General features: G+C 67.3%; 21 protein-coding genes and 1 pseudogene. 13 read left to right on the top strand and 9 right to left on the bottom strand.

The features are described from left to right. Positions 1-238: 238 nt before the first annotated feature. The 4 genes from ACIBK4_RS44440 to ACIBK4_RS44425 all read right to left on the bottom strand — a co-directional run bounded on the left by ACIBK4_RS44440 (position 239) and on the right by ACIBK4_RS44425 (position 3,707). On the bottom strand, positions 239-787 hold the full coding sequence (locus ACIBK4_RS44440; RefSeq protein WP_399004817.1) for a DUF4365 domain-containing protein: 549 nt from the start codon (positions 785-787) through the stop codon (positions 239-241). A 722-nt stretch (positions 788-1,509) separates the two neighbouring features. Then, positions 1,510-1,905: a hypothetical protein gene (locus ACIBK4_RS44435; protein WP_399004815.1), complete on the bottom strand. Its 396-nt coding sequence runs from the start codon at positions 1,903-1,905 to the stop codon at positions 1,510-1,512. Between the two features lie 371 nt (positions 1,906-2,276). Then, positions 2,277-2,402, bottom strand: coding sequence for a hypothetical protein (locus ACIBK4_RS44430; RefSeq protein WP_366433043.1), 126 nt, complete (start codon positions 2,400-2,402; stop codon positions 2,277-2,279). Positions 2,403-3,302: 900 nt separating this feature from the next. Next, entirely contained in the window at positions 3,303-3,707 is a 405-nt protein-coding gene (locus tag ACIBK4_RS44425; RefSeq protein ID WP_399004813.1) for a hypothetical protein, read from the bottom strand. Between the two features lie 377 nt (positions 3,708-4,084). Between ACIBK4_RS44425 and ACIBK4_RS44420 the strand changes: the two genes are divergently transcribed. The 3 genes from ACIBK4_RS44420 to ACIBK4_RS44410 all read left to right on the top strand — a co-directional run bounded on the left by ACIBK4_RS44420 (position 4,085) and on the right by ACIBK4_RS44410 (position 6,325). After that, on the top strand, positions 4,085-4,609 hold the full coding sequence (locus ACIBK4_RS44420) for a hypothetical protein (protein ID WP_399004811.1): 525 nt from the start codon (positions 4,085-4,087) through the stop codon (positions 4,607-4,609). Positions 4,610-5,229: 620 nt separating this feature from the next. Further along, positions 5,230-5,640, top strand: coding sequence for an NUDIX domain-containing protein (locus ACIBK4_RS44415; protein ID WP_399004809.1), 411 nt, complete (start codon positions 5,230-5,232; stop codon positions 5,638-5,640). A 373-nt stretch (positions 5,641-6,013) separates the two neighbouring features. After that, positions 6,014-6,325, top strand: a complete 312-nt coding sequence (locus ACIBK4_RS44410; RefSeq protein ID WP_399004807.1) for a hypothetical protein — start codon at positions 6,014-6,016, stop codon at positions 6,323-6,325. Between the two features lie 1,092 nt (positions 6,326-7,417). Here the strand turns inward: ACIBK4_RS44410 and ACIBK4_RS44405 are convergent. Beyond that, on the bottom strand, positions 7,418-10,021 hold the full coding sequence (locus ACIBK4_RS44405; RefSeq protein WP_399004805.1) for an NACHT domain-containing protein: 2,604 nt from the start codon (positions 10,019-10,021) through the stop codon (positions 7,418-7,420). 131 nt (positions 10,022-10,152) lie between these two features. On the opposite strand from ACIBK4_RS44405, the gene ACIBK4_RS44400 reads away from it, so the two are divergent. The 3 genes from ACIBK4_RS44400 (at position 10,153) to ACIBK4_RS44390 (ending at position 11,679) form a co-directional block, all read left to right on the top strand. Next, positions 10,153-10,386, top strand: a complete 234-nt coding sequence (locus tag ACIBK4_RS44400; RefSeq protein WP_399004803.1) for a hypothetical protein — start codon at positions 10,153-10,155, stop codon at positions 10,384-10,386. A 796-nt stretch (positions 10,387-11,182) separates the two neighbouring features. Further along, positions 11,183-11,320 (top strand): hypothetical protein, encoded by a 138-nt coding sequence (locus ACIBK4_RS44395; protein WP_399004801.1) that lies wholly within the window; start codon positions 11,183-11,185, stop codon positions 11,318-11,320. Positions 11,321-11,367: 47 nt separating this feature from the next. Continuing rightward, positions 11,368-11,679, top strand: a complete 312-nt coding sequence (locus ACIBK4_RS44390) for a hypothetical protein (protein WP_399004799.1) — start codon at positions 11,368-11,370, stop codon at positions 11,677-11,679. A 129-nt stretch (positions 11,680-11,808) separates the two neighbouring features. Here the strand turns inward: ACIBK4_RS44390 and ACIBK4_RS44385 are convergent, their stop codons facing one another. The 4 genes from ACIBK4_RS44385 to ACIBK4_RS44370 all read right to left on the bottom strand — a co-directional run bounded on the left by ACIBK4_RS44385 (position 11,809) and on the right by ACIBK4_RS44370 (position 18,118). After that, positions 11,809-14,313, bottom strand: a complete 2,505-nt coding sequence (locus ACIBK4_RS44385) for a right-handed parallel beta-helix repeat-containing protein (RefSeq protein ID WP_399004797.1) — start codon at positions 14,311-14,313, stop codon at positions 11,809-11,811. Between the two features lie 192 nt (positions 14,314-14,505). Next, the gene (gene dgoD / locus ACIBK4_RS44380) at positions 14,506-15,651 is read right to left on the bottom strand and encodes a galactonate dehydratase (protein ID WP_399004795.1); all 1,146 of its coding nucleotides are present in this window, start codon (positions 15,649-15,651) and stop codon (positions 14,506-14,508) included. A gap of 125 nt (positions 15,652-15,776) precedes the next feature. Beyond that, entirely contained in the window at positions 15,777-16,586 is an 810-nt protein-coding gene (locus ACIBK4_RS44375; protein WP_399004793.1) for an SDR family NAD(P)-dependent oxidoreductase, read from the bottom strand. Between the two features lie 494 nt (positions 16,587-17,080). Next, positions 17,081-18,118, bottom strand: coding sequence for a LacI family DNA-binding transcriptional regulator (locus tag ACIBK4_RS44370; protein ID WP_399004791.1), 1,038 nt, complete (start codon positions 18,116-18,118; stop codon positions 17,081-17,083). A gap of 398 nt (positions 18,119-18,516) precedes the next feature. Here ACIBK4_RS44370 and ACIBK4_RS44365 point away from each other — a divergent pair, with 398 nt between their 5' ends. From ACIBK4_RS44365 to ACIBK4_RS44335, 7 genes and pseudogenes are all read left to right on the top strand, one after another. Then, positions 18,517-19,785, top strand: coding sequence for an ABC transporter substrate-binding protein (locus ACIBK4_RS44365; RefSeq protein ID WP_399004789.1), 1,269 nt, complete (start codon positions 18,517-18,519; stop codon positions 19,783-19,785). A gap of 213 nt (positions 19,786-19,998) precedes the next feature. Then, positions 19,999-20,871 carry a carbohydrate ABC transporter permease gene (locus ACIBK4_RS44360; protein ID WP_399004787.1) on the top strand — a complete coding sequence of 291 codons (873 nt, stop codon included), beginning with the start codon at positions 19,999-20,001 and terminating at the stop codon, positions 20,869-20,871. Positions 20,872-20,954: 83 nt separating this feature from the next. Then, the gene (locus ACIBK4_RS44355; protein ID WP_366433060.1) at positions 20,955-21,872 is read left to right on the top strand and encodes a carbohydrate ABC transporter permease; all 918 of its coding nucleotides are present in this window, start codon (positions 20,955-20,957) and stop codon (positions 21,870-21,872) included. Between the two features lie 68 nt (positions 21,873-21,940). Next, positions 21,941-22,555 (top strand): bifunctional 4-hydroxy-2-oxoglutarate aldolase/2-dehydro-3-deoxy-phosphogluconate aldolase, encoded by a 615-nt coding sequence (locus ACIBK4_RS44350; protein WP_399004785.1) that lies wholly within the window; start codon positions 21,941-21,943, stop codon positions 22,553-22,555. Positions 22,556-22,560: 5 nt separating this feature from the next. Beyond that, positions 22,561-23,532, top strand: coding sequence for a sugar kinase (locus tag ACIBK4_RS44345; protein ID WP_399004783.1), 972 nt, complete (start codon positions 22,561-22,563; stop codon positions 23,530-23,532). Between the two features lie 41 nt (positions 23,533-23,573). Further along, the gene (locus ACIBK4_RS44340; RefSeq protein ID WP_399004781.1) at positions 23,574-24,638 is read left to right on the top strand and encodes a lactonase family protein; all 1,065 of its coding nucleotides are present in this window, start codon (positions 23,574-23,576) and stop codon (positions 24,636-24,638) included. Positions 24,639-24,662: 24 nt separating this feature from the next. Beyond that, positions 24,663-25,091, top strand: a pseudogene (locus tag ACIBK4_RS44335) (TetR family transcriptional regulator C-terminal domain-containing protein); the annotation flags it as partial. Between the last annotated feature and the right edge of the window lie 16 nt (positions 25,092-25,107).

Raw genomic sequence — 25,107 nt, 5'->3', positions numbered from 1 at the left:
TCCCCTAGCATCCACGCCTGCGCGACAGCCTGGCTAAGCAAGTCGGCGTAATCTTCAGTTTCCTGGTTTTGCGGCAAAAGGAGCCCACCGTCCGACCTGGAGTCAGAGTTCGCGGTTGGTCGCCAACGGCTATACAGATTGACCTGTCCGCCGAATTTTTGCCACCCTGTCGATTCAAGAGCGATCGCTAACTGTGAGTCCGTGAGATGTTCGGCCACCTCTCTAAAGTCTGGCACCTTCACGGTGCGCCCCCCTTACCTATTCGCTCCATAATTGCACATAAGGAAACATCGTCAAAGATTTGACTCGTTGAAACTCTGACCGCCGTATACTTCTCTCCCGATGACTCAACTCCTGTCACACTTCGCCAATAGGCGCAATGTCGCAATTGAAATATTTCATGGCTGGCTTCCACCCAGTTAGCAATGTCTTCGGGAACGATCATCGCAACCAATATTCGGTGCACAGTTACTGGGGAACGGGCGAGGAGCTTGAGTCGCTCGTTGGAGAGATTAACGGAGACGAACCCGTTTGAGGGGTTAGGAGCTGAAGTCCATGTGCTCTTCAGCTGGATTTTGAGGTCAATCTGACAATCGGCAGTATGGAATTCAGAGGTATGGCTCAGCTTCCAGTCGATTCCATCGTCCGGATCAGGCTTCGCCATAGTGCAGCCGGCTGCCGCAGCAACAGCACGGAGGTAGCCATCCTGCAGCATCTCCATGCGCTGCTTTTTTGGTAAATCCCCCCTCAGCGGCACATCGGGCATAGCGGCTTCCACGTTGATCATCCATCCCCCCCAGACATGTTGCCTAGATCACATGCTAGGACCAAGTGGACACGGAGGGTAGGGGGAGAAGCAGCAGAGGTGATGTACCGCTTCTAGCGGCGGCGTGAACTGACCCAATCCCGTCGCAGATCCCAGAACAACTGGGTGATGCAACCGGCAGGCGGGCCCTTTGGTATCGGGTCGCTGGCTGATGGCCCCGCCCGCGCTGAGTGTTTAGCCGCGTGACAACGCCGGCGTACACCATCGGACCATCAACGCACGTGAGGACCACACCAGCCCCAAGACAGCGCCCCACCCAAGTCGCTTCGGGGTGAAGAGGTCATCGCCCAACGGCTCACCAATACGCTTCTGCCGACGCGGCTTGCTCTGACGGACGTCACCGGGCAGCGTGGCTGAGGACCGATGGTGGTGCTCTGACACACGCGCGCCTGATCGTTCGACGACCGTCCATCGTGGTTGACGTTCGCCAGCTGAGGCACAGGCGTCCAGGATCCAGGGCCCGGCAGTTCGGGGATGACGAGGGCAGGATGCGTGCCATTCCCGTGCCAGAACCTGCGGGGACTCACGGGGAACAACGGCGAGTCGACCACATACCGTCATGGGCCGCAGCCCAGTTCCGCCGCAGGTCAGTACGGTAGTAGCGCCCAGAAGACCCGAGCTTCCCAAGCTGAGGGCGTAGCGCCGCAGACCGCTTCCTGGGACCCCGGCCGGCGGCGGCCCGACTAGGTACTAGGCCATCCCAAAGTCACATCGATGGCGCGAGCTTCCCACCCCGGTCTGTCCACGGCCACACGGACGTTCCAGGCACCTCGGTCACCGATCAGACGCACAAAGCGGGTGAGTCCTTCGACGTCGCCAACGGCCAGGCGGCCATCTGACAGCAGGAGTTGGCCGTCGAACACGGTCGCAAAGGTCGGATCGAGGCCCAAGGCGCCGGTCGAGTCCCTGAAGATGCGGACTCGGATGAGATTCGATTGAGGACGGACCCGGACTGCCACATGGGTGTCGCAACTGGCGGCGTCGGTGTCTCCCAGATCGAGGGAGACAGGTACCCAGTCGGTGGCACCCAGGTGCAACACCGGATGATTCACATACACCTCAACGCCTGCAATCTGCATCCAGCGCCCCCACTCACCAAGTCGACAGCCGCCCCCTGGCCGTCTTCGCATCCAGGGATCCTCAGTAGGTAAGGATGATGGCACGAGGGACAGACATTACTTCGAGGTCGGAGTCTCGGCCCTTCCCCGTCTCAGTCTCCGTCTCATTCAGCACCGTTCACTGCCGTTCAGGCGAGACCCCAAACCGTCTCGGTGCCAGCAGTTAGCCGCCCATGAACGCCGCCGTACCCAGCCCAAGACCCCACCCCCACAGTTGGAAAGAGTGCACCCGCCCCCGGCGCATGCGGCAGTCATCCGCACCGCGGCCGACGCCAGCAAGCCAGGTGATTCCGGAGTGCGGTCGATCAGTTGGACACAGGCGAGGAGGGCCTTCAGTAGACGATCACTCTCCAGCGCTCGACCCACCGCAGCCAATCACCACCCGCACCGCGCACCTGGACGCGATCCGCGTCCACCTGCCAGACCGTGCCGTAGAGCGTGGCGTCGGGGAGGTCCACCCTGACGGTGTCGTAGACGTCCAGGTCATCCTCAACCTGCCGAGTCCACGCATGCGCACAGTAATCGCAGTGGTAGCCAACCGCATCGCATCCCCCAACAGCCATCGGCTTGCCCGGACGAACCGCTTCAACGCGGCACCGAGGGCACGGATCGGCAGTGTGCGCGCCTACTGAGCGGGACATCCTTCGATCCTGCTGTACGCCGACGAAGTACAGCAACCGGCAGCGCCCAACGCCGACCCACAGACCACTGCCTACGTCCCCTCTCGTCCACAACGATCGATCTCTGCAGAGCCACGGATCAGAAGTTCGCCGCCTCGAATCGGCTACCGCCCCCCACCGAATTGTTGTCCTGCGGCCGCAGTAGGGTCTTTCTGCGCTGGGGATAGGGGGGTTACAGATGACGCTGTACCAACTGGGTGAACGGCTAGGAGAGTGGACTGTCTGGATTGCCGTGGCTTTGGCGGCGGTCTGGATAGGAACAGGCCGTTGGCGGGATTACCCACGACCTGACGGCAGGGACACAGAACAGCTCACCATCGTGGTGCGACATCGGACTCGGCTGGTCAAACGTTCCGTTTTCGGTGTCGCAGCCCTCTGGGTCCTGACGATGGTTGTCATCGATGTCTGGGCCGCACACAGCAGTTACTACTAGCGGCTCTTCGAGCCTTCGCGGCTCAGGTTTCCTTGCGTCATGCGTCAGCCCGGGGTTGCCGCCAGTGCTGGCAGGTCGCTGTGGCCGTGAGTGTCCAACTGCATGACAACGCAGGCGAATAGCGGCGGCCAAGCCCGGACGCCTACGGACCGTTGCAGCAGGCGAGAGGTACACCAGCCCAAGGCTTGCGAAGCCGGCCGGCAAGCCTAACGCTCGCTTCGCGAGTCGGACGTGTTGTTCTATGGTCAGGCCGGCGCAGGCATGAAGCCGCCGCGAGCAGTACCCGAGGACAGCAGGGCCGGCCAGTCGAGTGTCTCGGGCAGGTGGTCCAGAGACAGAACGACTGCTCCGCCGGCCTGCTCCGCATCCGCACACCAGTCACCCATGCCGGCAGATGCCGTGCCCGTGCCATCGTCGGCCCCGCCGACCACCAGCGCAGCGAGAGCGGGGACGACGAGACCGTGGTCCCCAGGTCCGTCCACCACGCACAGGGTGAGTCGGGGAACGATGCTCCAGCCCTCGCACAAGGGGGGCACCGCCGCGTCCGACGCGGTCAGGAGCGGCAAGGCATCGTGGACAGGCGCGTCGGCCAGCAGGAGCACGGGCGTGGCACCACGGACGAACAGCGTGTTCTCAGGATCCAGCAGCACGGCACCACTGTCGCAGACCGGGGCATCGGGGCCGCAGCAGGGTTTCGACGCGGCCAACAAGCACGTGTCCGGCCACAGTCGCCGAAGCAGCTCCTGACATCCATCGTTGACATCAACAACCGCAGACGGCGGAGTACTTACTGGACCCCTAGTTGAACGGCCCCTGCCTGAGCCGGTGTTCACCGCGACGCCCGGAAGTCACCGAGCGCCCCCGAGCCCAACGTTGAAGTCACGGTTCCGCCAATGCCCTACGAACGGGAGGTCAACGGCACACGCCGGTACAGGGCCGAGGCGGTGGCCGGTTTACCGAGGGATGCACGGCCTACATAGTGAGTCCTGCGTCCGTCCTGGGGAGGCGCGTGCGGAGGGGGAAAGCCGTGGTGCGCTACGTCCATTATCAGTTCGCGGCGATCGTCGAAGTGGGGGTCGCCATGGCCGTCACCGCGCCTGTGGTCTTCGGCGTGCGCGGGTTACCGCAGGCCGAAAGCGGCACGGTGTTTGCGCTTTTGGGCGTTTTAGGGCTCAGCGCGCTCTTCGGTCTGCTGGCAATTTCGACCCGGTCGCCGTGGGTGGGCGGTGAGAGGCGCGATTTCGAGAGCGCAGTCCCTCTGAACGACCCCGAGGCGATACTCCCCGCCCCGCGTGAGTCCATGCGCCGCAGCTTCCCCGGGCCCTTCGTTGTCATCGTGGCGCTGCCGACCCTGGTCTTCGGCCTGCTCTGGGGTCCCTGGGCCATTGGTTGGGGGCTTCTCTTCGCACCGGAACGGATCGTCAAGGGCGTGTATCTACTCTTCTGGGAGCGGCGCCACGGCGTACTCCTGTGGCGCGGCAAGGTTGAGGAACAGCCTCTGGGCAAGGGCCAGTTCCTCTATTCCTCGCCGCGGATCGCGACACCTGGGTGAGTTCGCTCTGCCCCGGAGATCTGCCCAGCACCGGAGTTGCTCCGTCGGCATCCAACGTTGATATCAACGCCCGTGGACCGCTGCGACTTTGGGCGACTGCGGTTGACACTCGTGGGTGTGGCCGGGCTCGTGCGCGTGACCGGGAGCGACCTCAAGTCACCGCCGCCGATGCCCAGTTGGGGCCGTGCAGACAGTCGGTCACGGCGAGCCTGTATTCAGAACCGCTGACGAAACGCGGTGCTCCTCGCAGACAGCCCACCAGCTCTCGCCGCCCTTGTCCTTGACCCGCACGCTCCAGCGCGCTTTATGCGTGCACGGAGAACCCCATGCACAGCGCTGCATACGAGACTTGGTGCCGGCAGCATGCAGCTCCGGGCTCCAGTCGACTGGTCCCTCGACGAGTTCCACGACGTAAGTGAAGCGTGTTCTTTCCGGCCACCGCAGTCGAATACGGGTCGAAACCGACGGCCGGCACGACTTCATCAACCCGTCTGCACAGCACAGGCCAGTTGAGCTCTCCCAATCCCAATCCCCATCCCAAAACCCACGCTTCCCAAGCCCAATGTGCGGACGGTACTGACGCAGACGATGCCCTCCACTACCGTCCCGGGCCATGGCGAATGGCGAATGGCAGCAGCGGCGTGCCGGAGAAGGTGGCGTGGATCCTGGTTCGGGACGACCGGGTGTTGGTGACGCGTAGCCACGGCAGAGATCGCTTCTACCTCCCGGGTGGTCATCGTGAGCCGGGCGAGTCCGACAACGAGACCCTGGTACGGGAGATCGACGAGGAACTGCAGGCGACCATCGACCCCGGTTCCATGGTGCACTTCGGCACGTTCGAGATCGGTGAGGGCCATCCGGATCACGACCCCTTCCGAATGATCTGTTACACCGCCGATCACCACGGTGAGCTGACCCCGTCCAGAGAGATCGCCGAGAAGGCGTGGTTCCGCTACGTCGATCGGGACCGAGTCTCGGCCGTCGACGAGATGGCCTTCGACGCGCTCCACAGGGCCGGGCGGCTCCCCTGATCCCCTGCCCGCAGCCTCTACGGCACCAACAGGCCGTCGCTGAAGATGAGTTGAGCGTGACTTCCCGGAGAAGGGGACTGCAGTCGGCCGTATGGCGGGTGCATGATGACCCCATGACTTCCTGGCTGAGCACCCGGAACACATGGTTGCTCGTACTACTCATGTGGGCGACCGCGCTGACAGTCGCCCTGATCGCAATCGCGTTCAGCCGGGCCTTCCTTGAACACCCCCCGCTGAGGCCCTTCGCCTCCAACCTCCCTATGACAGTGGGCGGCACCTTCTTCGTCGCCGTCGCCAGTGCCAAGGGGTTGCGTCGTAGGCGGCAGCAGGAACGGACCGCGAACGAATCGAGGGAAGGGTGACACTGCGGTTCATGGACTGGTCCGTAGTCGCGATGGGGTGCGCGCTTGTCCTCGCGACCCTCGGCGGCCGGTGGTGGGAGCGGACCCACGTTCGCAAGGAAGCCGGTCCCGATCAGGGCGCGCGTGTCGTTTTGGCCTGGATCCCCCTCCTGATGGGCCTGGGGATGATCGGCAGCAACCTGCCGCGGCTGCTGGGGGCGACCCACTCCGTCGTGATGGTTGTGGACACGCTCAACCTCGTCTTGGCGATCACGACGCTGTTCCTGGCCTTCCGCGCAGGCCGTCACTTCTTTCGGGCGCGGCGTCTTCGCACCCTCGAATGACGGCAACGCACCAGGTGAATCCCCCTTACGCACTACCGCACCAGGCTCCGCAGGCACCCCGGATTTCACGTACCTCAACGCACTCGAAACCCGGTCCAGGACGCGCCTTCACCCCGCAGCGTAAGCAACCGCTGTCCGAGACCAAGGGGAAACGCCACACCCCTATTGCATAATGATTCTTTCGCAGTGCTCGCAAGGGTCGTTATAACCCTTGCGAACCCAAGTCTGACGGTGACAGTGGGGACACGTTACTTTTACATTTTCGGGCATTTCTTCTTCCTCTTACCTCTGCCACCACTTTTTTCGCGGGGTCATCACGGGAGGTTTCGGTGGGGCCGTCAAGGGAGGTTCGGGTGGCGTGCTGACGGTGGCCTCGGGTGCGCACGCTCCCAAGGGGCCCGCGCGCAATACGTTCGGCTCGCGCCCGCCGAGCCGGATGGCCAGGTCTCGGGCTCTTGTCAGTTGGACCCTTGCGCGGAGATCCTCGTTGGTTCGAGGGAAGCGGCGGTAGGCGTTGAAGTCCGCCATGAAGGCGAGGTAGCTCAGCGTCTCCTCTCCGGCGAACGGCAGAGACTCGGTGATGTCATGGTCCCACGGGTCCCGGCACACCGAACGAACCCAGGCATCGACCGCGGCTTCATCCTCGGGCGAACATGGGACATGCCCCTGCCACGAGGTTCCGTGATCGGTCGGGCAGAGGAAGCCGGTCGTCTCACAACGCGAACACGTCTCCATCTTCCCGAACTCGCTCAAACATTTAGGGCAGACAATCACTGTTTCCCTGCACCAGTAGCAGAGCTGCGACATGGAACCCCCCAAGAAGACACCTTCACGGCCGGTGTGAGACATGGACGACGGAAAATCGAATCCGCGTACGATGAAATCGTGAATCGCAGGTCCGCACTCCACCGGCTCTCCTTTAAAGGTAGCCCCCATCATCAGGATGAGCACCGGTGATGCACGCATGAATTGGGCTCCCAGTTCGCGATCTACACCCATGCCGAAATCGGATCACTTACATTTTCTCAGCGGTCCTCATTCCCCTATTCCGTGGTCCGAGGGCGACGTGTCGCAGGGTTCGCCAACGCCGCTTCAGCTCCGCGGCGCCGATCGGACGCCGGGCGAGGCATGCATCAGGTGGTCCCCGGCGCTGTTCACGTGGAGCTGGAGCAGACGGTGCGGAAAGAAGAAGCCGCTGTCGGTTCGGAGAAGCAGGACGTGCCTCTCCGCTCGGTGCAGGAAGCGCCGGTAGCGGTAGGGGGTGTAGCCCTGGTACGCCAGGACCACGCGGATCGTCCAGTGACGCAGAACGGCGAGACCGCCGTACCGGAAACCACGGATCACGCCGAGGAGCGCGCCCAAGAGCGCGGCAACGAACCAGGCGTGGCGCAGGCCGTCGTCCGGTACGGCCAGGGCGATCAGGAGGAAGAGGGCGGCTCCGGTCACGACGAAGCCCGCCGTCCCGTGCGTGAGCGAGAACCGGGCCGTACGACGGATGCCCTCGTTGGGGCGTGGGCGTCGGTTCTGCAGCGACGGCTCGAACTGGTTGCCGAGGATGTAGGTGACGGCCAGCAGATACGTCGCCGCCGGGGCGATCCAGCCAGGCCGGGGGCAGAGCAGATGGACCACGTAACCGAGCAGCACGGCCAAGGCCAGCCAGGCGAGGACGGAGTGCCCTGCACGCACCAGGTAGAACTTCACCCCGGAGTAGAGCATCCGTTCCCGCCTCCGCAAACTCCACCGCATCTGCTCCACGGGGGAGAAGACATCGGTGAAGGCCCCTTCCATCTGAGCGGCGGTGACCCAGAGATAGCCCAGCCCCACCACCGTGGGACCCGGTGCCGTCAGGTCCACATGCGCCAGTCCCACCAGCCAGAACAGGTTGAACGCGATCACCGGCGTGTTGCCCAGAACGGGAATCACGAGGCTCCCCCGCGGCGCGCCGTTGCGCTCGTTCTCGCCCGGATCGTCAGCCCTCTCCAGACTGTGCTTCTCGGACCGGTACGCCTGGGCCGAGATCGTGATCGCCATGGCCAGGGCGAAGGCCGCCGCGCCCCCCACACTCGCGTGGATCACTCCCGCCGGCACGGCCACCGCCAGCCACAGCACGGGCAGCCCCAGGGCGACGATCGACATGGTCACGTTCGGGACGATCAGTGGCAGGGCCCGCTCGGTGGGGGACAGCCAGCTCAGGTCCAGCCGGTCCAGGTACAGCACGTGTTCGCCGCGCCCGGTGAGCGTCCGGGCCAGCCAGGTGAGCCAGCCGAGTGTCCGCTCGGGAGCCTCGTCCCGCTTCAGACACTCCCTGAGATAGGCGTCGAAAATCCGGTTCCGGCGCTCGGTGAGACTGCCCGGTTTCCGTAGGTCGTCGGCCGTCCGGTGGCCGTACGCGACACGGATGAAGTTGAGCATCAGCGGCGACTGCAACAGCGGCCACAGGTCCTCGCCCTCGCTCTCCTTCAGCGCCGCGTCCACGTCCTTGAGGGCCTCCTTGTCGGTCTCCAGGAAGTCCTGGACGTCCTGTCGCGTCGGAGGCTGGAGTTCGACGTAGCGGAGCGCGTTCATCCGGCGGGCGAGTCGGCGCAGGTCGGCCTCGTCCGTTCGGCAGCCGACGGCGATACCCGGGCAGATGCCCCGCAGGCGCCGTAACTCCGCGACGCATTTGGCCCGGTCCTGCTCGGGTACCTCGTCGAGGCCGTCCAGCACCGGCAGCAACAGACGCTCGTCCAGCCAGCTCCGCACCAGCTTGGCGGAGACCGACTCGTACTGGTGCCGTGCCGCGGCGGCCAGCCACTCCTCGATCGGCTCTCCCCGGTAGCTGTCGAGCCGCAGGTAGACCGGGATGGGCAGGGGTTCCCCGCGGCCGGTGTCGTCCAGGGCCTCGACGGCGAGCTGGTGCGCGAGCCGGGCGAGCTGAGCGCTCTTTCCCATGCCGGGCCTGCCCAGTACGACCAGTTCGTCCAGGTCGTCGAAGAGTGCGCGGACGGACGTCTCCCGGGTCGGTACCCGGGTGGGTTCCGGGCTGCCACGTTTCCTGCCGCGCTGCCTGCGGCCGGTGCCGGCGTCGTCATCGTCGACGAGCATCACGAAGCGGGGCCGGAGGTAGTGAAAGGTCTCGGACCGCCCGATCTCCTTGGCCATCTTGTCTCTGACCTGCTTGATCATTGTGCGGCGCAGCCGTAAAGCCTTCGGGTCCCGACGCCTCCGTACCGGATAGGTGGCCGCCATGATCGCCCAGGCGACGGCCGTCCGCACCAGACGGCGCAGGACGTGCCGGCGCAGGTCCCAGTCCGGCTCGGCCCGGACGGTGCCGGCATCGGAGTCGGCGCTCTCGTCCCCGACCCCGGGGAGTTTCAGGGGCGGTTCCTCGCCCGCGTCAGCCGCTTGCTCCGCGGCCGCCCTGTGCCAGTACGGCTCCCACTGCCGGGGGTCACCGCCCAGCGCCCGCACGAGGGAGAGGAACTTGGCCAGGTCCGGCCGTGACTTGCCGGAGAACACCTGTGAGACGTAGGGCTTGCTCAAGTGGACCCGCTGGGCCAGCGCGGTCAGGGTGGGGCGTTCCGCCGGTTCCAGCGCTTCGTAGAGCTCGTCGAAGACCCGGCGCATGAGCCGCGCCCAGGGCCGCATCCCGGGCTCGACCGCCGCCGGATCCGGGCGCTTCGGCCCCGGTGTCTGTGTCCCCCCACGTCCTGCCATCAACGCTCCCTCGTTCATTCCCGTTCATGGGCGTTCACCGTTCACGAATGTCCGAAGCACCTGGTCAGAGACGTGACGCCGTGCGTAGAACGGAGTCGGACAAGCCGTCGTTCCATGAAAGGACACGCACCATGAACGGTCTACCCAACATCGACCTGGTCGTGGGCCTGGTACTGGCCCGCACCTTCCTGGCCCCCTTCTCGCGGGCCGTCGTACTCACCGCCGCGCTGGCACTCGTGCTCCGCGGAAGCACCGCCGCCGAACGTCCCGCGCTGCTGAACGCCTCCGGGCGGCTGCTGAGTTCACTGCTGCCGCCCACCCCGGCCAGGCCATGTCTACGGCTACGGCGTCGCTCGCACCACTGACTGCCAGGGTTTGGCCATTTCCGGTACGGAGCCGTCTCCCGCCCGCGTGCTCGGCGTGCACCGCTGACGCAGAATGACGTGTTCCGCGGCGCACAGGGGACCGACGGGAGGGAGAGGGCGGGGGCGTGGGTGAGTGGAAGCGGGGAAGTGCGGTTGAGGGGAGTGCGGTTGGGGGGAAGTGCGGTCGAGGGAAGTGCGGTTGGCCGACGGCGGCCGGAGGTCGCTGTCGGAACCATCGGAACAAGACGCCGAAAGGCACGGCACGTTGGCGCCGTCATCACACCGCGGGCAGCTTCACGGACGGCTCCCGCTCTCCCGGACCGACGTGGCGCCGAGACCTCTTCCGAGGCGGGATCGGGCGCGAATGCCGTGTCGAAGAGCCCTTGGTGAAAGGCCAGTTGGGCCCTGAGGAACCGCGCTTCCCGAGCCCATGACGCCGGTCTCGGATACCCGGTGGCCACCTGACACCCGGTTCTGTACCTTGCTCGCATGACCGACAACCGAAGGGGCAATGCCGCGTAGGCGCCCATCAGCCCTGCGGGGCGAACTCCCCGTCCGTTCGCCAAGTCGGCGACGGTTCCCGTTCATTGACGGGCTGTCAGGAGCTTGCGCGGCCCAACTGCGTCGGCTGGAGCGGACCAGGTTCTGGCCCGAGGCCACGGAAGAAGCGTTCTGGCACTGGAAGGCCCTGGCCCATGGTCCTCTCAGCCAACTTGTCGAACCGCTCGTAGGTTTCGATTGCCGCATCCTCGCTTGCGGCTGTTACGGCGTCGACTCCCGTGAGCACCTTGAAGCCGTGCTTCGCGCGCTGCCCAGGAAGAGCGCGCGTGAGTTGCGCGTCCTGGTGCGGGCCCTCGACGAGAAGATTCTGGCGAGGGCCAAGGTCATCCCGGCCGACAGCCTGGACGTGCCGTGGTGGCGAGGTCAGCTCTAGACCATGGGCGATCGTCCCATCAGCCCTTGCGTGAGCGATGCTTGAGCATGCCCACCGAACCCGGCGCCGCTCCGCCGGCCAACACGCACGTCAGTACCGTCACCGACGGAATCGCCACCGTCTTCACCTGGGACGAAGGCGCGCGCATCGAAGTCCGCAACCTGGGCCGGGAGATCGTCATCGAGGCCAACTCCGCGGGGCTGAAGACCCTCGCCCGCCACCTCCTCACGCTCGCCCAGGAAGGCACACCGGACGGCGCGCATCTCCAATTGGAGGAGGGCAACGGGCTCGAAGCGGGTTCGGCGAGCCTGGTTCTGGAAAGGTGCGACGACACATCGCCACCGCCGGAAACTCCTTGAGTGCGCGCGGTCGCCGCCATAGGCCCCAACCACGTGAACGTCTTCCCCGCCCCGCGACGAGCCCCCAGATCACAGACCTGGGGGCTCGTTGCGGAGATGGTGGTCAAAGGGCAGTGACCCGGGGCTTGATCAGGGCAGCTTCACCACCGTGAAGTCATCGCAATACCCCGCCGCGGAACCGGAGTTCTTGTAGCAGTACACCGACGCCGAGGTGTTGGAGACGCCCGTCGTGAAGAAGATCGGCTCCTGCGCATACGACGTCGTCGAACCCCGCAGATACGTCTCCGTGCCGCCGAAGCTCTTCACGCCGACCGCGACCTCCTCACCCGCGGTGCCCACCTTCGCCCAGGCCGCCAGCAGGTAACTGCCGCCTGACGAAAGGCCGCTCACCGTCTGGATGGCGCCGCTCGCGCTGACGCCCGTCTGCAACGCGTACGTTCCCGTACGGGAGTTGGACGCGACGACACTCGACGCCGTACCCGTGCTCTGGGTCCACGGAGTCAACGCGCCTGTTTCGAAGCCGGAGTTGGTGACCGCGTTCGTGGACGACGACAGCGGTTCCACGGCGAGGTCGTCGCAGTAACCCGCCCCCGTGCCGCCCGCGTTCTTCCAGCAGTAGACCGTCGCCGATGTCGACGACGCACCCGTGGTGAACAGGATCGCCGTCTGGGAGTACGACGTCGAAGCCACGTTCGTGTAAGTCTCCGTGCCGCCGAAGTTCTTGACGCCGATGGCCAGCGTCTCGCCCGCCGTTGCGACCTTGCCCCAGCCTGTGAGCAGGTACGTCGTCGACGGGGTCAGGCCGGTGAGGGCCTGGTTCGCGCCGCTGCCGCTGGCCGCTGTCGTCAACGCGTCAGCGCCCGTACGGGAGTTGGACGCCGTCACCGAGGACGCCGTACCGCTCGCCTGGGTCCACGGGGTCAACGCGCCTGTTTCGAAGCCCGCGTTGGTGAGCAGGTTGCCGCCGGTGCCGTTGTACGCGCCGATGTTGGGGGCCGCCGTGGCCGATACCGCGTTGCCGTACGCGTCGTAGCCGCCGTTGGACGCGATGACCGCGCCCGCTCGGATCACCGGGGACGACGGGTGGACCTGGTAGGCGTTCTTGCCGGTGTACGACGAGGACGTGTTCGTGTTGCCCGCGTTGCGGAACTCCGGGTCCGACGTGACCTTCGCCGCGTCCGCGGGCTCGCGGGACGGGTGGTTGCCGTAGAAGAGGTTGTTGGAGAACGTCGAACTGCCGGTGGTGGTGAAGTAGTTGCCGGAGCCGTAGTTGAAGATCGCGTTGTTCTGGAAGGAGAGGGCTCCGCTGATCGACGTGCCCGCGCGGGAGTACAGGATCGGTGTGCTCAGGCCGTCCCGTACCGAGAACGTGTTGTTGTAGAAGAGCGGGATCGCGGACGAACTGCCGCTCTGGTTCGGGACTCCGCCTACGAAGTGGAGGACTCCGCCGCCGTGGGTTTGGGTGCCCGACGTGGGGCAGCCCGAGTTGCTGCCGTCGTTCTCGCTGATGTTGTAGCGGACCACCGTGCCGTCGCTGGGGACCGTCGACGTGGGCTCGTTGGCGATGGTGAAGGGGGGCATCACCAGGAGGAAACCGCCGAGGTTCTGGTGGCTGTAGTTGTACTGGAACGTGGTGTTGTGGTTGCCCCAGTCCACGTCGAAGCCGGTGCCGTCGGCGCCGTTGATGTGGCAGTAGACCTCGTTGTTCTGGACGACGGTGTTGCTGCTGCCGGACATCCAGATGCCGGCCGAGGCGCCGTTGCAGTACTGACCGGACGGCGGGCAGGTCGACTTGGCGCCGCCGTAGCCCGCCTTGTTGCCGTCGATGAGGGCGCCGTCGTTCTTGACGACCAGGATGTCGTCCGCGCCGTCGTACGTCATCGTGTTGTTGCGGATGACCGTGCCGGTCGTCAGGCCTGTGCCCTGGCCGTCCGCGTCGGGCGTGACCGCCACCGCGATGCGGTCCACGTGGTCGAACGTGTTGTTCTCCACGACCACGTCGTCCCACGTCGAGACCGGGGTGGTGTGGTCGGTCTGGACTCCTACGCCCGCGTTCGTCGAGTACCAACCGCCGCCGTAGCCCGCGATGTTGTGGATGTACATGTCGTGCACGCGGATGTGGTGCAGGATCCCGCCGGAGCTGTTCTCGGCCAGGACGCCCGAACGGTACGCGGGGGACGAGGAGTTGTCGATCAGCTCCAGGCCGCCTATGTCCCAGTACTGCTGGTTGAGGAGGTGGATGACCGCGCCCGTCGCGCCCGCCGCGTCGATGATCGGCTTCGCGCCCGAACCGTACGACGCCATCGAGATGTTGCTGCCGGAGGAGCCTGAACCGCCGGGGGCGAGTTGGCCGGTGCAGGTGGTGCCGGCCTTGAAGAGGATGCTGTCGCCCGCGGTGAACGTCGTGCTGTTGACGCCGGTGACCGAGTTCCAGGGGCTGGCGCTGGTGCCGGTGCCATTGGTGGAGGCCGAGCAGTCGACGTAGTAACTGGTGCCTGCCGCCGCCGCGTTGGTGGCGGTGACGGGGACCAACAGGGCGCCCGCCATCGCGGCGAGCAGGGCGAGGATCCCCGGCCTTCGGCGGGTTGTGGCAGAAAGTAGTTTGCCGGGAGAACCGAATCTGCGACGCTTCATTGCGCGCTCCTTGGATGGGTGGATGTGTCCCTTGCCGCTGCGTGCGGCGAGATTCCCCTCTTCACCAGGCGCGTTGACCGGTTGCCGCCGGTGCGCCTGGAGCGTGTGGTGCTGTCCCGACGCCGGATTCGACGGCGTCGGGACAGCGCTGTGTCAAGTCCCCCTGAAGTACGGCCCTTTACCGGCCGCTGGCTACCAACTCGCCAGTGAGCCGTCCGCGTTGCGCCACACCGGGTTGCGCCAGCGGTGGCCGCGTTCGGCGGCGGCGCGGACCTTGTCCTCGTCGACCGTGATGCCGAGACCGGGGGCCGTGAGGCGGTGGATGTAGCCGTCCTGGACCTCGAACGGGGAGGCGTCCGCGAGATAGCCGAGCAGGCCGCTGCTGTCGCCGTAGCCGATGCCCAGCGACTGTTCCTGGATGAGGAAGTTCGGTACGGCGAAGTCGAGTTGGAGGCTCGCGGCGAGCGCGATCGGACCGAGCGGGCAGTGCGGGGCGACGAGTACGTCGTAGGCCTCGGCCATCGCGGCGATACGGCGGGTCTCCGAGATGCCGCCCGCGTGGCTGATGTCGGGTTGGGCCACCGCGATACCGGCGCCGAGGACCTCCCTGAAGTCCCAGCGGGAGAAGAGGCGTTCACCCGTGGCGATGGGGATGGAGGTCGCGCGGATTACGTCGCCCAGGTCGCGGGTGAATTCCGGGAGGACCGGTTCCTCGACGAACATCGGCAACAGCGGTTCCAGGTACGGGAGTACGCGCCTCGACATCGCTCCGCTGAAGCGGCCGTGGAAATCCAGGGCCAGGTCCCGGTCCGGGCCGATCGCTTCCCGTACGGCGCTCACCCGGGCCACGATCGCGTCGATCGCCGCGGGGGTGGCGAGGGGCTCAAGTTGCGCGCAGGGGTTCATCTTTACGGCCGTCAGGCCCTTGGCGACCTGCCCGGCCGCCGACTCGGCGAGTTCCTCGGGGGTCTCGCCGTAGAGCCAGCCGTAGATGCGGACGCGGTCGCGGACGTGGCCGCCGAGGAGTTGGTGCACGGGGACGCCGTGGGTCTTGCCGGCGATGTCCCACAGGGCCTGGTCGATACCGGCGAGGGCGCTGCTGAGGACCGGGCCGCCGCGGTAGAAACCGCCCTTGGCCAGCATCTGCCAGTGCTCCTCGATGCGGGCGGGGTCCTGGCCGACGAGATAGTCGAACATCTCCTCGACCGCCCGGGCCGTGGTGTGGGCCTTGCCCTCCACGATGGGCTCGCCCCAGCCGGATATGCCCTCGTCGGTGTCGACGCGCAGGAACAGCCAGCGCGGCTCGACGAGGAACAGCTCGTATCCGGTGATTTTCATGCTGCGGACCTCCGGGTCCTACGGGTATGGGTACGGGCACGGAGAGCCGGCCGTGTGGGGTCTTGCGGGTACTACGGGTACGGGGAGGGGTCCTGTTCCTGGCCCACTCCTCACCTGCTCCCGGCCTACTCCTGCGAGCTGATGCTGCGCCCGCCGTCCACGACCAGGTTCTGGCCGGTGATGAACGACGCGTCGTCGGAGCCGAGGAAGGCGACGGCGGCGGCGATGTCCTCGGGTTCACCGAGCCGCCCCACCGGGGTCCGGGCCGCCGTCTGGGCCCGGTACTCGTCCGGCGCGTCGGTCCACAGACCGGTCTCCACCGCACCGGGCACCACCGCGTTGAACCTGATCCGGCCCGCGTACTCCACCGCCAACTGCCGTACCAGCGCGCTGACTCCGCCCTTCGCCGCCGCGTACGCCGGGAAGCCGCTGAAGCCGAGCACCGCGTGCACGGACCCCGTGACGACGACCGCGCCGGCGCCGGACGCGGTCAGCAGCGGGACGGCCGCCCGGACGCCGTAGAAGACGGAGTCGAGGGCGAGGCGGAGGTGGTCGTGCCAGAAGGTGTCGTCGATCTCGTGGATCGCGCCGGGGAGGTTGCGGCCGGCGTTGAGGTGGAGGAGGTCGAGGCGGCCGGTCCACTCCTCGGCCGTGCGTACCGCCTCCGGCCAGGCCTCGGGGTTCGTGACGTCCAGGCCCAGGTGGCGGGCCCGGCCACCCTTGGCGCGGACCTCGTCGGCCACCTTCTCGGCACCGGCCGCGTCCACGTCCGTGACCAGCACGAACGCGCCCTCGTCGGCGAGACGGCGAGCGGTGGCGGCACCGATGCCGGACGCGGCGGCGGTGAGGAGGGCGGTACGGCCCGTGAAGCGGGAGGCGTGACGGTCGGGAAGGCGGTCGCGGCCGTCGAGGCTGTCGGGGGTGGTGCGGCTCATGGCGTTCCTCTCGGCGTGACCGGCCCGTCCGGTCATCCGTCCTCGCACTACGGGGTGCTTCGGGGTCCTTCGTGGTGCTTCAGGATGCTTGGGGATACTGCGGGGCTCTTCGGGGGTGCTGCGGAGTACTACGGGAGTGCCCTTCCGGGTCGGCCTACGGCTCGGGCCGAGCGGTCGGGTCGGGTCGTGCGGGTGCTGCCGGTCGTGCGGGTACTGCCGGTCGGGCAAGAGCTACGGGTCGTGCAGGTACTACGGGTTCTACGGGTCGGCCCGGGCTCGCGTATCCGGGTCGTACGAGTACTGCGGGTACTGCGGGTATTACGGGTTGCACGGATTCCAGGGGGCCGATCGCGCCCGCGCCTCAAGTCGTACGGGTACTACGGGTCTTACGGGTACTACGGGCCACCCCGCACTCGCGCCTCCGCCCTCGCCCCCGCCAGCCACAAGTCCCCAGAGTCGTACGGGTCGTACGGGCCGCACTCCCCCGGCTCACCTCACCCCGCGCCCCCCGCCGGCCCCGCCGTAGACCCCCGCAAAACCAACCGCGGCTCGGTCGGCACCACCACATCCCCCGGGGACTCGCCCCGGATCTCCGCCACCAGCGCGTCCACCGCGGCCGTGCCCAGTTCGTGCAGCGGCATCGCGACCGTCGTCAGCGGCGGGGTCAGGTAACCGGCGACCGGGAGGTCGTCGTTGCCGACCAGGGAGATGTCCTCGGGGATGCGCAGACCGCGCTCGTGGATGGCGCGCATCGCCCCGATGGCCTGGGCCAGCGAGCTGGTGTACAGCGCGGTGACCTGCGGTCGGCCCTCGACCGGAGTCAGGAGTTCGCGGGCGGCACCCGCACCGCCCTCCTCGGTGAAGTCGCCGGAGGCGACCGGTGCCGCGACGAGTCCCAGTACGGCGGCGTGCCGCAGGAACGCGTCCCGGCGGTCCTCGCTGGGGGTGATCCCCGAGGGGCCGGCGATGTGGCCGATCACCCGGTGACCGAGTCCGTGGAGATGGTCCAGGGCGGTGACGCTCGAACGCGCCACGTCCATCGTGACGTTGCGGCCCGAGTCCTTGACGGCGCGGTTGAGGAAGACGTGCGGAACCGGGTTGCGGCTCAGGGTCTCCAGTAGGGGGTGGTTGGGGCGGGCGGAGGCGATCAGGAGGCCGTCCACCCGGCCCTCCTTGACCAGGTCGTTGAAGGTGTCGTCGGCTTCCTGGCCGTCGAAGTCCTCGGCGAGCAGGGAGAGATAGCCCAGTTCACGGGCGCGTTGGTAGGCGCCGCGCGAAATGGTCACGTACGTAGGGTTGTTGAGAGCCGGCACCAGCAGGGCCAGGGCGTGGGTGCTGGCCCCGGCCAGGGCGCGGGCCCCGGAGTGCGGGCGGTAGCCCAGGGCTTCGGCGACCTCGTGGACGCGCTGTCTGGTCTCGGGACGGACGGACAGGTCCTGCCGTCCGTTGAGCACCTTGGACACGGTCGCCTTGGAGACTCCCGCCTCCCGTGCGACGTCCACCAGCCTTGCCCGTACGGGCTGTTCAGCCACGCGAACCCTCCTCGTCAACGACGCTGTCGACCACTGTGTCAGTCACGGGAATCGTCCCCGAGGCCAAGTGACCCAGGCTGTGCGAATCGTCCCAGGCTGCCGTATTCGCCGGGGGTGTGGCGTTCGGCATGCCGTGTTGCGCTTGACCTCTTGACACCTTCTGGCGCCGCAACTTAGCGTTCGCCGAAGTCATTGGTCAACCGGTTTCCTTCGATGGATTTCAGTGATATATCCATTCAGGCCCGGCAAATCATCACGGTCCTCACACAGCCGACGGGACTCGGCGAAGGTGATGGACCGTCAACTTCCGTAGAAAAGCCTGCGATCGCGCAGGTCTCGTAGACAACCCCTGCAAGCACGACGAAATCGGCATGCGCCGATGATGGGTGAGGTGTGCAATGAAGCGCTCCGGGAGACTGCTCGCGGTCGCCACCACGGTCGCCGCCCTGGCGACGTCGCTCGCCGCCTGTGGCGGTGGGTCCGACTCGACCTCGGCGGACGGGACGGTCACGCTCCACGTGGAGGCGTGGAAGGGCGGCGGCGCGGAGCCGGCCAACATCGCCGAGATCAACAAGGCGTTCCAGGCGGCGCATCCGAAGATCAAGATCGACTTCAAGTACACCACTGCGGACCCGACTTACACCCAGAAGCTGCAGCCCGAGCTGCTGGGCGGCAAGGCCGGCGACGTCATCATGGTCGACGCCGACAAGATGAAGAAGTGGGGCGCCTCCGGCTACCTCGCGGACCTCTCCGGCGAGTCGTGGGCGAGCTCCATATCCTCGGCGGCGAAGCCGTTCACGCAGAGCGACGGCAAGACGCTGGCCATGCCGATGGAGCTGATCGGCATCGGTCTGTACGCCAACATGGACCTGCTGAAGAAGGCCGGGATCACCGAGGTCCCCGCCGACTGGCCGACGTTCCTCGCCGACCTCGCGAAGATCAAGAAGGCCGGCATCACCCCCATCTCGCTGCCGGACAAGGCGGGTTGGACGGGCAGCTCCATCTTCCAGGCGAGCGGTTCGACGACCGTCTACCAGAAGAACAAGCAGTGGGACACGGACTTCCTCGCCGGGAAGACCTCCTTCGCCTCGGACTGGAAGGAGCCGCTCGACCAGCTCAAGTCCCTTGGCGACAAGGGCTATGTGAACTGGAAGAACGAACTCGGCGTCGACGAGTGGTCCCAGGGTCCGCAGGACTTCAGCGCGGGCAAGAGCGCCTTCTGGTACCAGGGTGCCTGGCAGGTCTCCAACATCAAGAAGGCCGGTTTCCCGGTCTCGTTCGCACCCTGGCCGGGTGGTGCCGCGGGCACCAAGCCGAACGCCATGCTCTTCTCCGGTACGGCGTGGGGTGTCAACTCCCAGTCGCAGCACGCCGATGCGGCGAAGGAGTACGTCACGTTCTGGTCGCAGAGCGCGAATCTGGCGAAGTACCTGGACGCCGAGCACGCCGAGTCCCCGTTCACTGGTGGCACCACGCCCGACTCGACGGAGACGACCATCTTCAACACCGCCTTCAAGGAGGGCCGTTACCGGGTCCTGCCGTCCAACACCTGGTACGGCTCCCAGGCGGAGACCGACACCGGTTCCAAGATCCAGTCGTTCCTGCTGGGCCAGTCGGACGCGGCGAAGACGCTGAAGGACATCCAGACGGCGGCGTCCGCCAAGTAACCGTGTCCGTCGGGGAGTTGGGCTGTGCGGCCCATCGAACACCGGCCGGGCTACCAGACCCGCCAGGCGATCGAGTCGACAGGCCGGGTGACCGAGCCGACCAGCCGGATGCCCGATCCGGCCGCACGGGACCGCCGCAGCCCACCCACCCCAACGCACCCCCACCCCGCCCACTCCCCCAAGGGACCTGTCGGCCAAGGAGGTTGATCCCCCGTGTTCCACCGACGGCGTGCCACCATGGCCGCCTTCCTGCTCCCCGCGATCGCCGTGTACGCGCTGTTCATCCTGTATCCGCTGTTCAAGGGCGTGTACTTGAGCTTCACCGACAGCGTCGGCGGCCCGATCTCGCACTTCGTGGGCATGGACCAGTACACGGCGATGGAGGACGACTCCCAGGTCTCCGCGGCGCTGTGGCACACGGTCCTCTACGCCGTCGTGGTCGTCGTCGTGCAGAACGGTCTCGGGCTGCTCTTCGCGTCGATGCTGTTCCGCCGCCCGAAGGTCCGAAAGGCCCTGAACGTCGTCCTGTTGACGCCGACGCTGATCTCGCCGCTGATGGCAGCGTTCATCTGGTCGTACCTCTTCGCACCGAACGGCGGCCTCAACGCGCTGCTCGACGGGGTCGGCCTCGGCGCACTCAAGCACGTCTGGCTCGGCGACCCGTCCACCGCGCTGTACTCGGTCGCGACGGTCAACATCTGGATGTTCACCGGCTACTCGTGCGCGATCTTCCTCGCGAGCTATATGAGCATGCCGACCGAACTCCTGGAGGCCGCCGCCCTGGACGGCGCGAGCGGCTGGCGGCGCTTCCGCAGCATCGAATGGCCTTTGCTGGCACCGGCGTTGACCGTCAACGTGACGCTCAGCCTGATCGGTTCGCTCAAGGTCTTCGAGTTCCCGCTCGTCCTGACCAACGGCGGCCCGGCCGGCGCCACCGACACCCTGACCCTGCTCGTGTACCGGAACATCTTCGGCGGCGGGAAGTTCGCCTACGGCGTCGCCCTCGCGGTGTTGCTCCTCGTGACCGTGGTCGTCCTGTCCAGCGCGACCAACTCCCTGCTCAGACTGCGCGAACGGCGCGTGTGACGCCGTAACAAGCCTCTTCTGTACGGCACTTGCAGCGCGCACGCGCACCCCGTCGGCACCGTTGGAATCGGACGGATCACCCCATGACCTCACCCCTCTCAACCGCGGTCCCCGCAAGGGAAGTCGGCCGCCCCGCCGGGAAGCGTGACGCGCCCCAGCCGCGCACCGCCACGCCGTGGACCCCGCGCAGGCTCGCCGCCGGACTCGGTACCACGGTGCTCTGTCTCGGCACGGTCCTCTTCGTGCTGCCGTTCGTGTTCACGATCGTCACCTCGCTGCGCACGGCGGCGGACGTGGCGCGCTCCCCGCTGGGCGTGCCGCACTCCTTCACGCTGAAGAACTTCACGCACGCCTTCAGCCAGATCCACTACGGCACCAGCACCCTCAACACCCTTCTGATCACCGGGCTTTCGTGCCTGCTCATCACGGTGCTGGGCGCGCTCGCGGGCTACCCGCTGGCCCGGATCACCGCGGGCTGGTCGACGGCGGTGTACCGGCTCTTCATCCTCGGCACGTCGATCCCGGTGTTCGTCGTCGTGGCACCGCTGTACCTGCTGATGCGCGACCTGAACCTGCTCGACACGTACGCGGGCGTCGTCTTCATCTACACCGCGCTCAACCTGCCGTTGGCCGTGTTCTTCTACACGAGCTTCATCCGCCAGATCCCGACCGACCTGGAGGAGGCGGCGGCACTCGACGGCTGCGGCGCGCTGCGCACGTTCTTCGTCATCATCCTGCCGCTGCTACGGCCGGTCACCAGCACCCTGTTGACGTTCATCTCGCTGCAGATCTGGAACGACCTGCTGGTCCCGCTCGTATTCCTCCAGGACCCGGGCAAGCGCACGGTCATGGTGAACGCGTACTCCTTCATCGACCCGCACACCGTGCAGCCGACCACCCTCTTCCCGGCCGCTCTGCTGGGCGTACTGCCGCTGTTCGTCATCTTCATCTTCTTCCAGCGCCAGATGGTCGCCGGAATGTCGGCGGGAGCGGTGAAGTGACGGATCGTCAGGACGTGCGGGCTTTTCAACGGCCGCTTCTCACACCCCAGTTGACCAGCACCCGGGTCATGGCCATCCTCCGGTCGGCCGACGCCTCCGGGCTGCCCGCCGCGGCCCGTGCGCTCGCGGCCGGCGGGGTCACGTGTCTGGAGGTCACCCTCACCACGGCCGGTGCGCTGGAGGCGATCGCCCGCATCAAGGACGAACTCGGCGACACCGTCTCGGTCGGCGCGGGTACGGTCCTCACCGCGTCCGACACCCGGGACGCGTTGGCGGCGGGCGCGGAGTTCCTGGTCTCCCCCAATGTCGAGCCGGACGTGATCCGGGCGGCGGCTGATCTCAACGTCCCCTTCTACCCCGGGGCGTGGACGGCGACCGAGGTGATCACCGCCTGGCGGGCGGGCGCGGCGGCCGTGAAACTCTTCCCGGCGTGCACGGGCGGCCCCACCCATCTGGCCCAACTCCGCGCCCCGCTACCGGAGATACCGCTCATGGCGGTCGGCGGCGTGGATCTCGAAGCGGCGGGTCGGTACATGGCCGCGGGGGCACTCGCCGTGGGTGTCGGCTCCCCGCTGCTGCGCGGCGCCGACCGGGACCCCGCCCCCGAGGCGCTGAGCGCCCTCACCGCACGGGCACGCGCACTACTGAAGACGGTCAGGCCCGATACCGGGGCCAAGGAGTGACACCTGTGAACAGCCGCAAGCCGGTCGCGAGCGACGAGCCCTACCTCGTCACCGTGGGCGAGACCCTCGGCGTCCTGTCCGCCGCCGGTCCGGGCCCGCTCACCCTGGGCACCACCCTGCGCCTCGGCATCGCCGGCGCGGAGTCGAACGTGGCGGTGGGTGTCAGCCGTCTGGGCGGCCGGGCGACATGGATCGGCCGCGTCAGCGACGACGAGTTGGGCGAACTGGTCCTACGAGAGCTGCGGGCCGAGGGCGTCACGGCGCTGGCGGTACGCGACCCGGCGCCAACTTCCCTGCTCCTCAAGGAGAGACGGACCAGTTCGCAGCACCGGATGCGCTACTACCGGACGGCGACGGCGGGTGTGCGCCTGTCCCCCGAGGACATTCCGGAGGAGGTGGTGGCGGGGGCGTCGGTCCTCCATGTCACCGGCATCACACCGGCATTGGGGGAGAGCCCGGCGCGGGCGGTTCGCAGGGCGGTCGACATCGCACGTGATGCAGGGGTGTTGGTCTCCCTGGACATCAACTTCCGTTCCCTGCTCTGGAACGAGGACGAGGCGAGAGCGGCGGTCCTGCCCCTCCTCCGGGACAGCGACCTGGTGTTCGCGGGCCCGCACGAGGCACGGCTGGCGGTACCGGACCGCCACGAGCCCGAGGAACTGGCCAAGGGAATCTGCGAGTTGGGCCCGTCCGGCGCGGTCATCAAGCTGGGCGCGGAGGGAGCCTTCGCGCTCGTCGACGGCCGCCCGTACCGCCAACCCGCGCTGCCTGCCCGGGTCCACGACTCGGTGGGTGCCGGAGATGCCTTTGTGGCCGGCTACTTGGCCGAGCTGCTGGCGGGCGCCGCGCCCGCACTCCGGCTGGACACGGCCGCTCGGCTCGGCGCGTTCGCGGTCGGCACGGAGGGCGACTGGGAGGGCCTGCCGCGCCGGGCCGAACTCGCTCTGCTGGACCACCACGACGACGTACTCCGATGACGCACCCCGATGACGTACTCCGCTGAGGAACTGAGCGCTCAATGACAAGTACTGGTACTGCTGGGCAAGTTGTCGTCCTGACGGGTTCGTACACCCCGGACACGGGTGGTGAGGGTGTCGGGGTGACAGCGCTGCGTTTCACGCCGGGGGATCGCGCTCTGAGTGTGGTGGACGCGGTGGCGGCGAGCGGCGCGTCGTTCCTGGCGGCACACCCGACCCTGCCGGTCGTCTACACGACGCACGAGTCGACTCCCGGCGCGGTAGCGGCATTCGGCCTACGGGAGGATGCGGCGCCGACGCCACTCGGCGCACCCCTGACCAGCGGCGGCGCGAACCCGTGCCACCTGACCGTCCACCCGGGCGGCGACTACCTCCTCACCGCCAACTACGGCACGGACACGCTGCCCGGCACGGTGGCGGTCCACCGCCTGGACGCCGACGGCAGGCTCGTGGACCTGACGGACGTGGTCGAACACAAGGGTTCGGGCCCGGTCGCGGGCCGCCAGGAGGGCACCCACGCCCACCAGGTCCTCGTCGACCCGGCCGGCCGCTACGTCCTGGCCACGGATCTGGGCGCGGACACGGTGTTCACGTACGAACTGGACACCGACACCGGCAAGTTGAAGCTTGTCGCCACGTCCCAACTCCGCCCGGGCTCCGGCCCCCGCCACCTCGCCTTCACCCCGAGCGGCGACCTGGTCCTCAGCGCCGACGAACTCTCCTCCACGGTGACGTGCCACCGCTACGACGCCGGGACGGGCACCCTGCACGAGGTGTCGCGGGTGCCGGCGACGGCTGTAGCGGACATCCCCAACCAGCCCGGCGGCATCGTGACTTCGGACTGCGGGCGCTACGTCTGGGTCACCAACCGGGGTGCGGACACAGTGGCGGCGTTCCGGATCACGGGTGCGGGGCTTGCGCCGCTCGGCGAGGTTCCGAGCGGGGGGAGCTGGCCTCGGGGGCTGACCGCGGCGCCGGGGTGTCTGCTGGTGACCAACCAACACAGCGGGACTGTCGCGGTGTTGGGGGTTTCGGGGGACGGGTCGTTGCTGGAGGCGGGGGTGGTGGTGGAGGTGGCTTCGGTGGTGTGTGGGTTGGTGGTCTGAGCGTTGCTGGTCCGGGCGGTCTGCCTGCGGTGCCTGGACCGCTATGCCGTCCGGTACGGCGAGAAGTACCAGCAGGCGCTCGACTCCGGTGCGTCCGGGGAGCCGTTGCGCGCGATCCGGGCGTTCTTCGACGTCACCCTTCACCGCATCGCCGACCCCGCCGTACCGGACGGCTGTCTGGTCGCGCAGACCGCGATGGCGATACCCGTTCTGAGCCCCGCCATCGCCGCGCGCGCTGTCGAAGCCGTGGGGCTGCAACGCGCGCGGCTCCAAACCGCCCTGCGGAGCGCGAAGTTGACCGAGAGCGACGCCGAGGACCATGCCACGCACATCACGGCGGTCAATCAGTCATTGGCCGTGATGAGCAGGGCCGGGGCGAGCGGGAGGGAACTCGGCGCGATCGTCGACATCAGCGTGAGCGCGCTCGCGCAGGCCTTGCGCGGCCGGGGTTAGGGCATGCGCTCGGGGC

Source organism: Streptomyces sp. NPDC050528, from assembly GCF_044457795.1.
In the GTDB taxonomy this organism is placed as follows: domain Bacteria; phylum Actinomycetota; class Actinomycetes; order Streptomycetales; family Streptomycetaceae; genus Streptomyces.
This window is presented reverse-complemented; position numbering and strand designations above follow the sequence as displayed.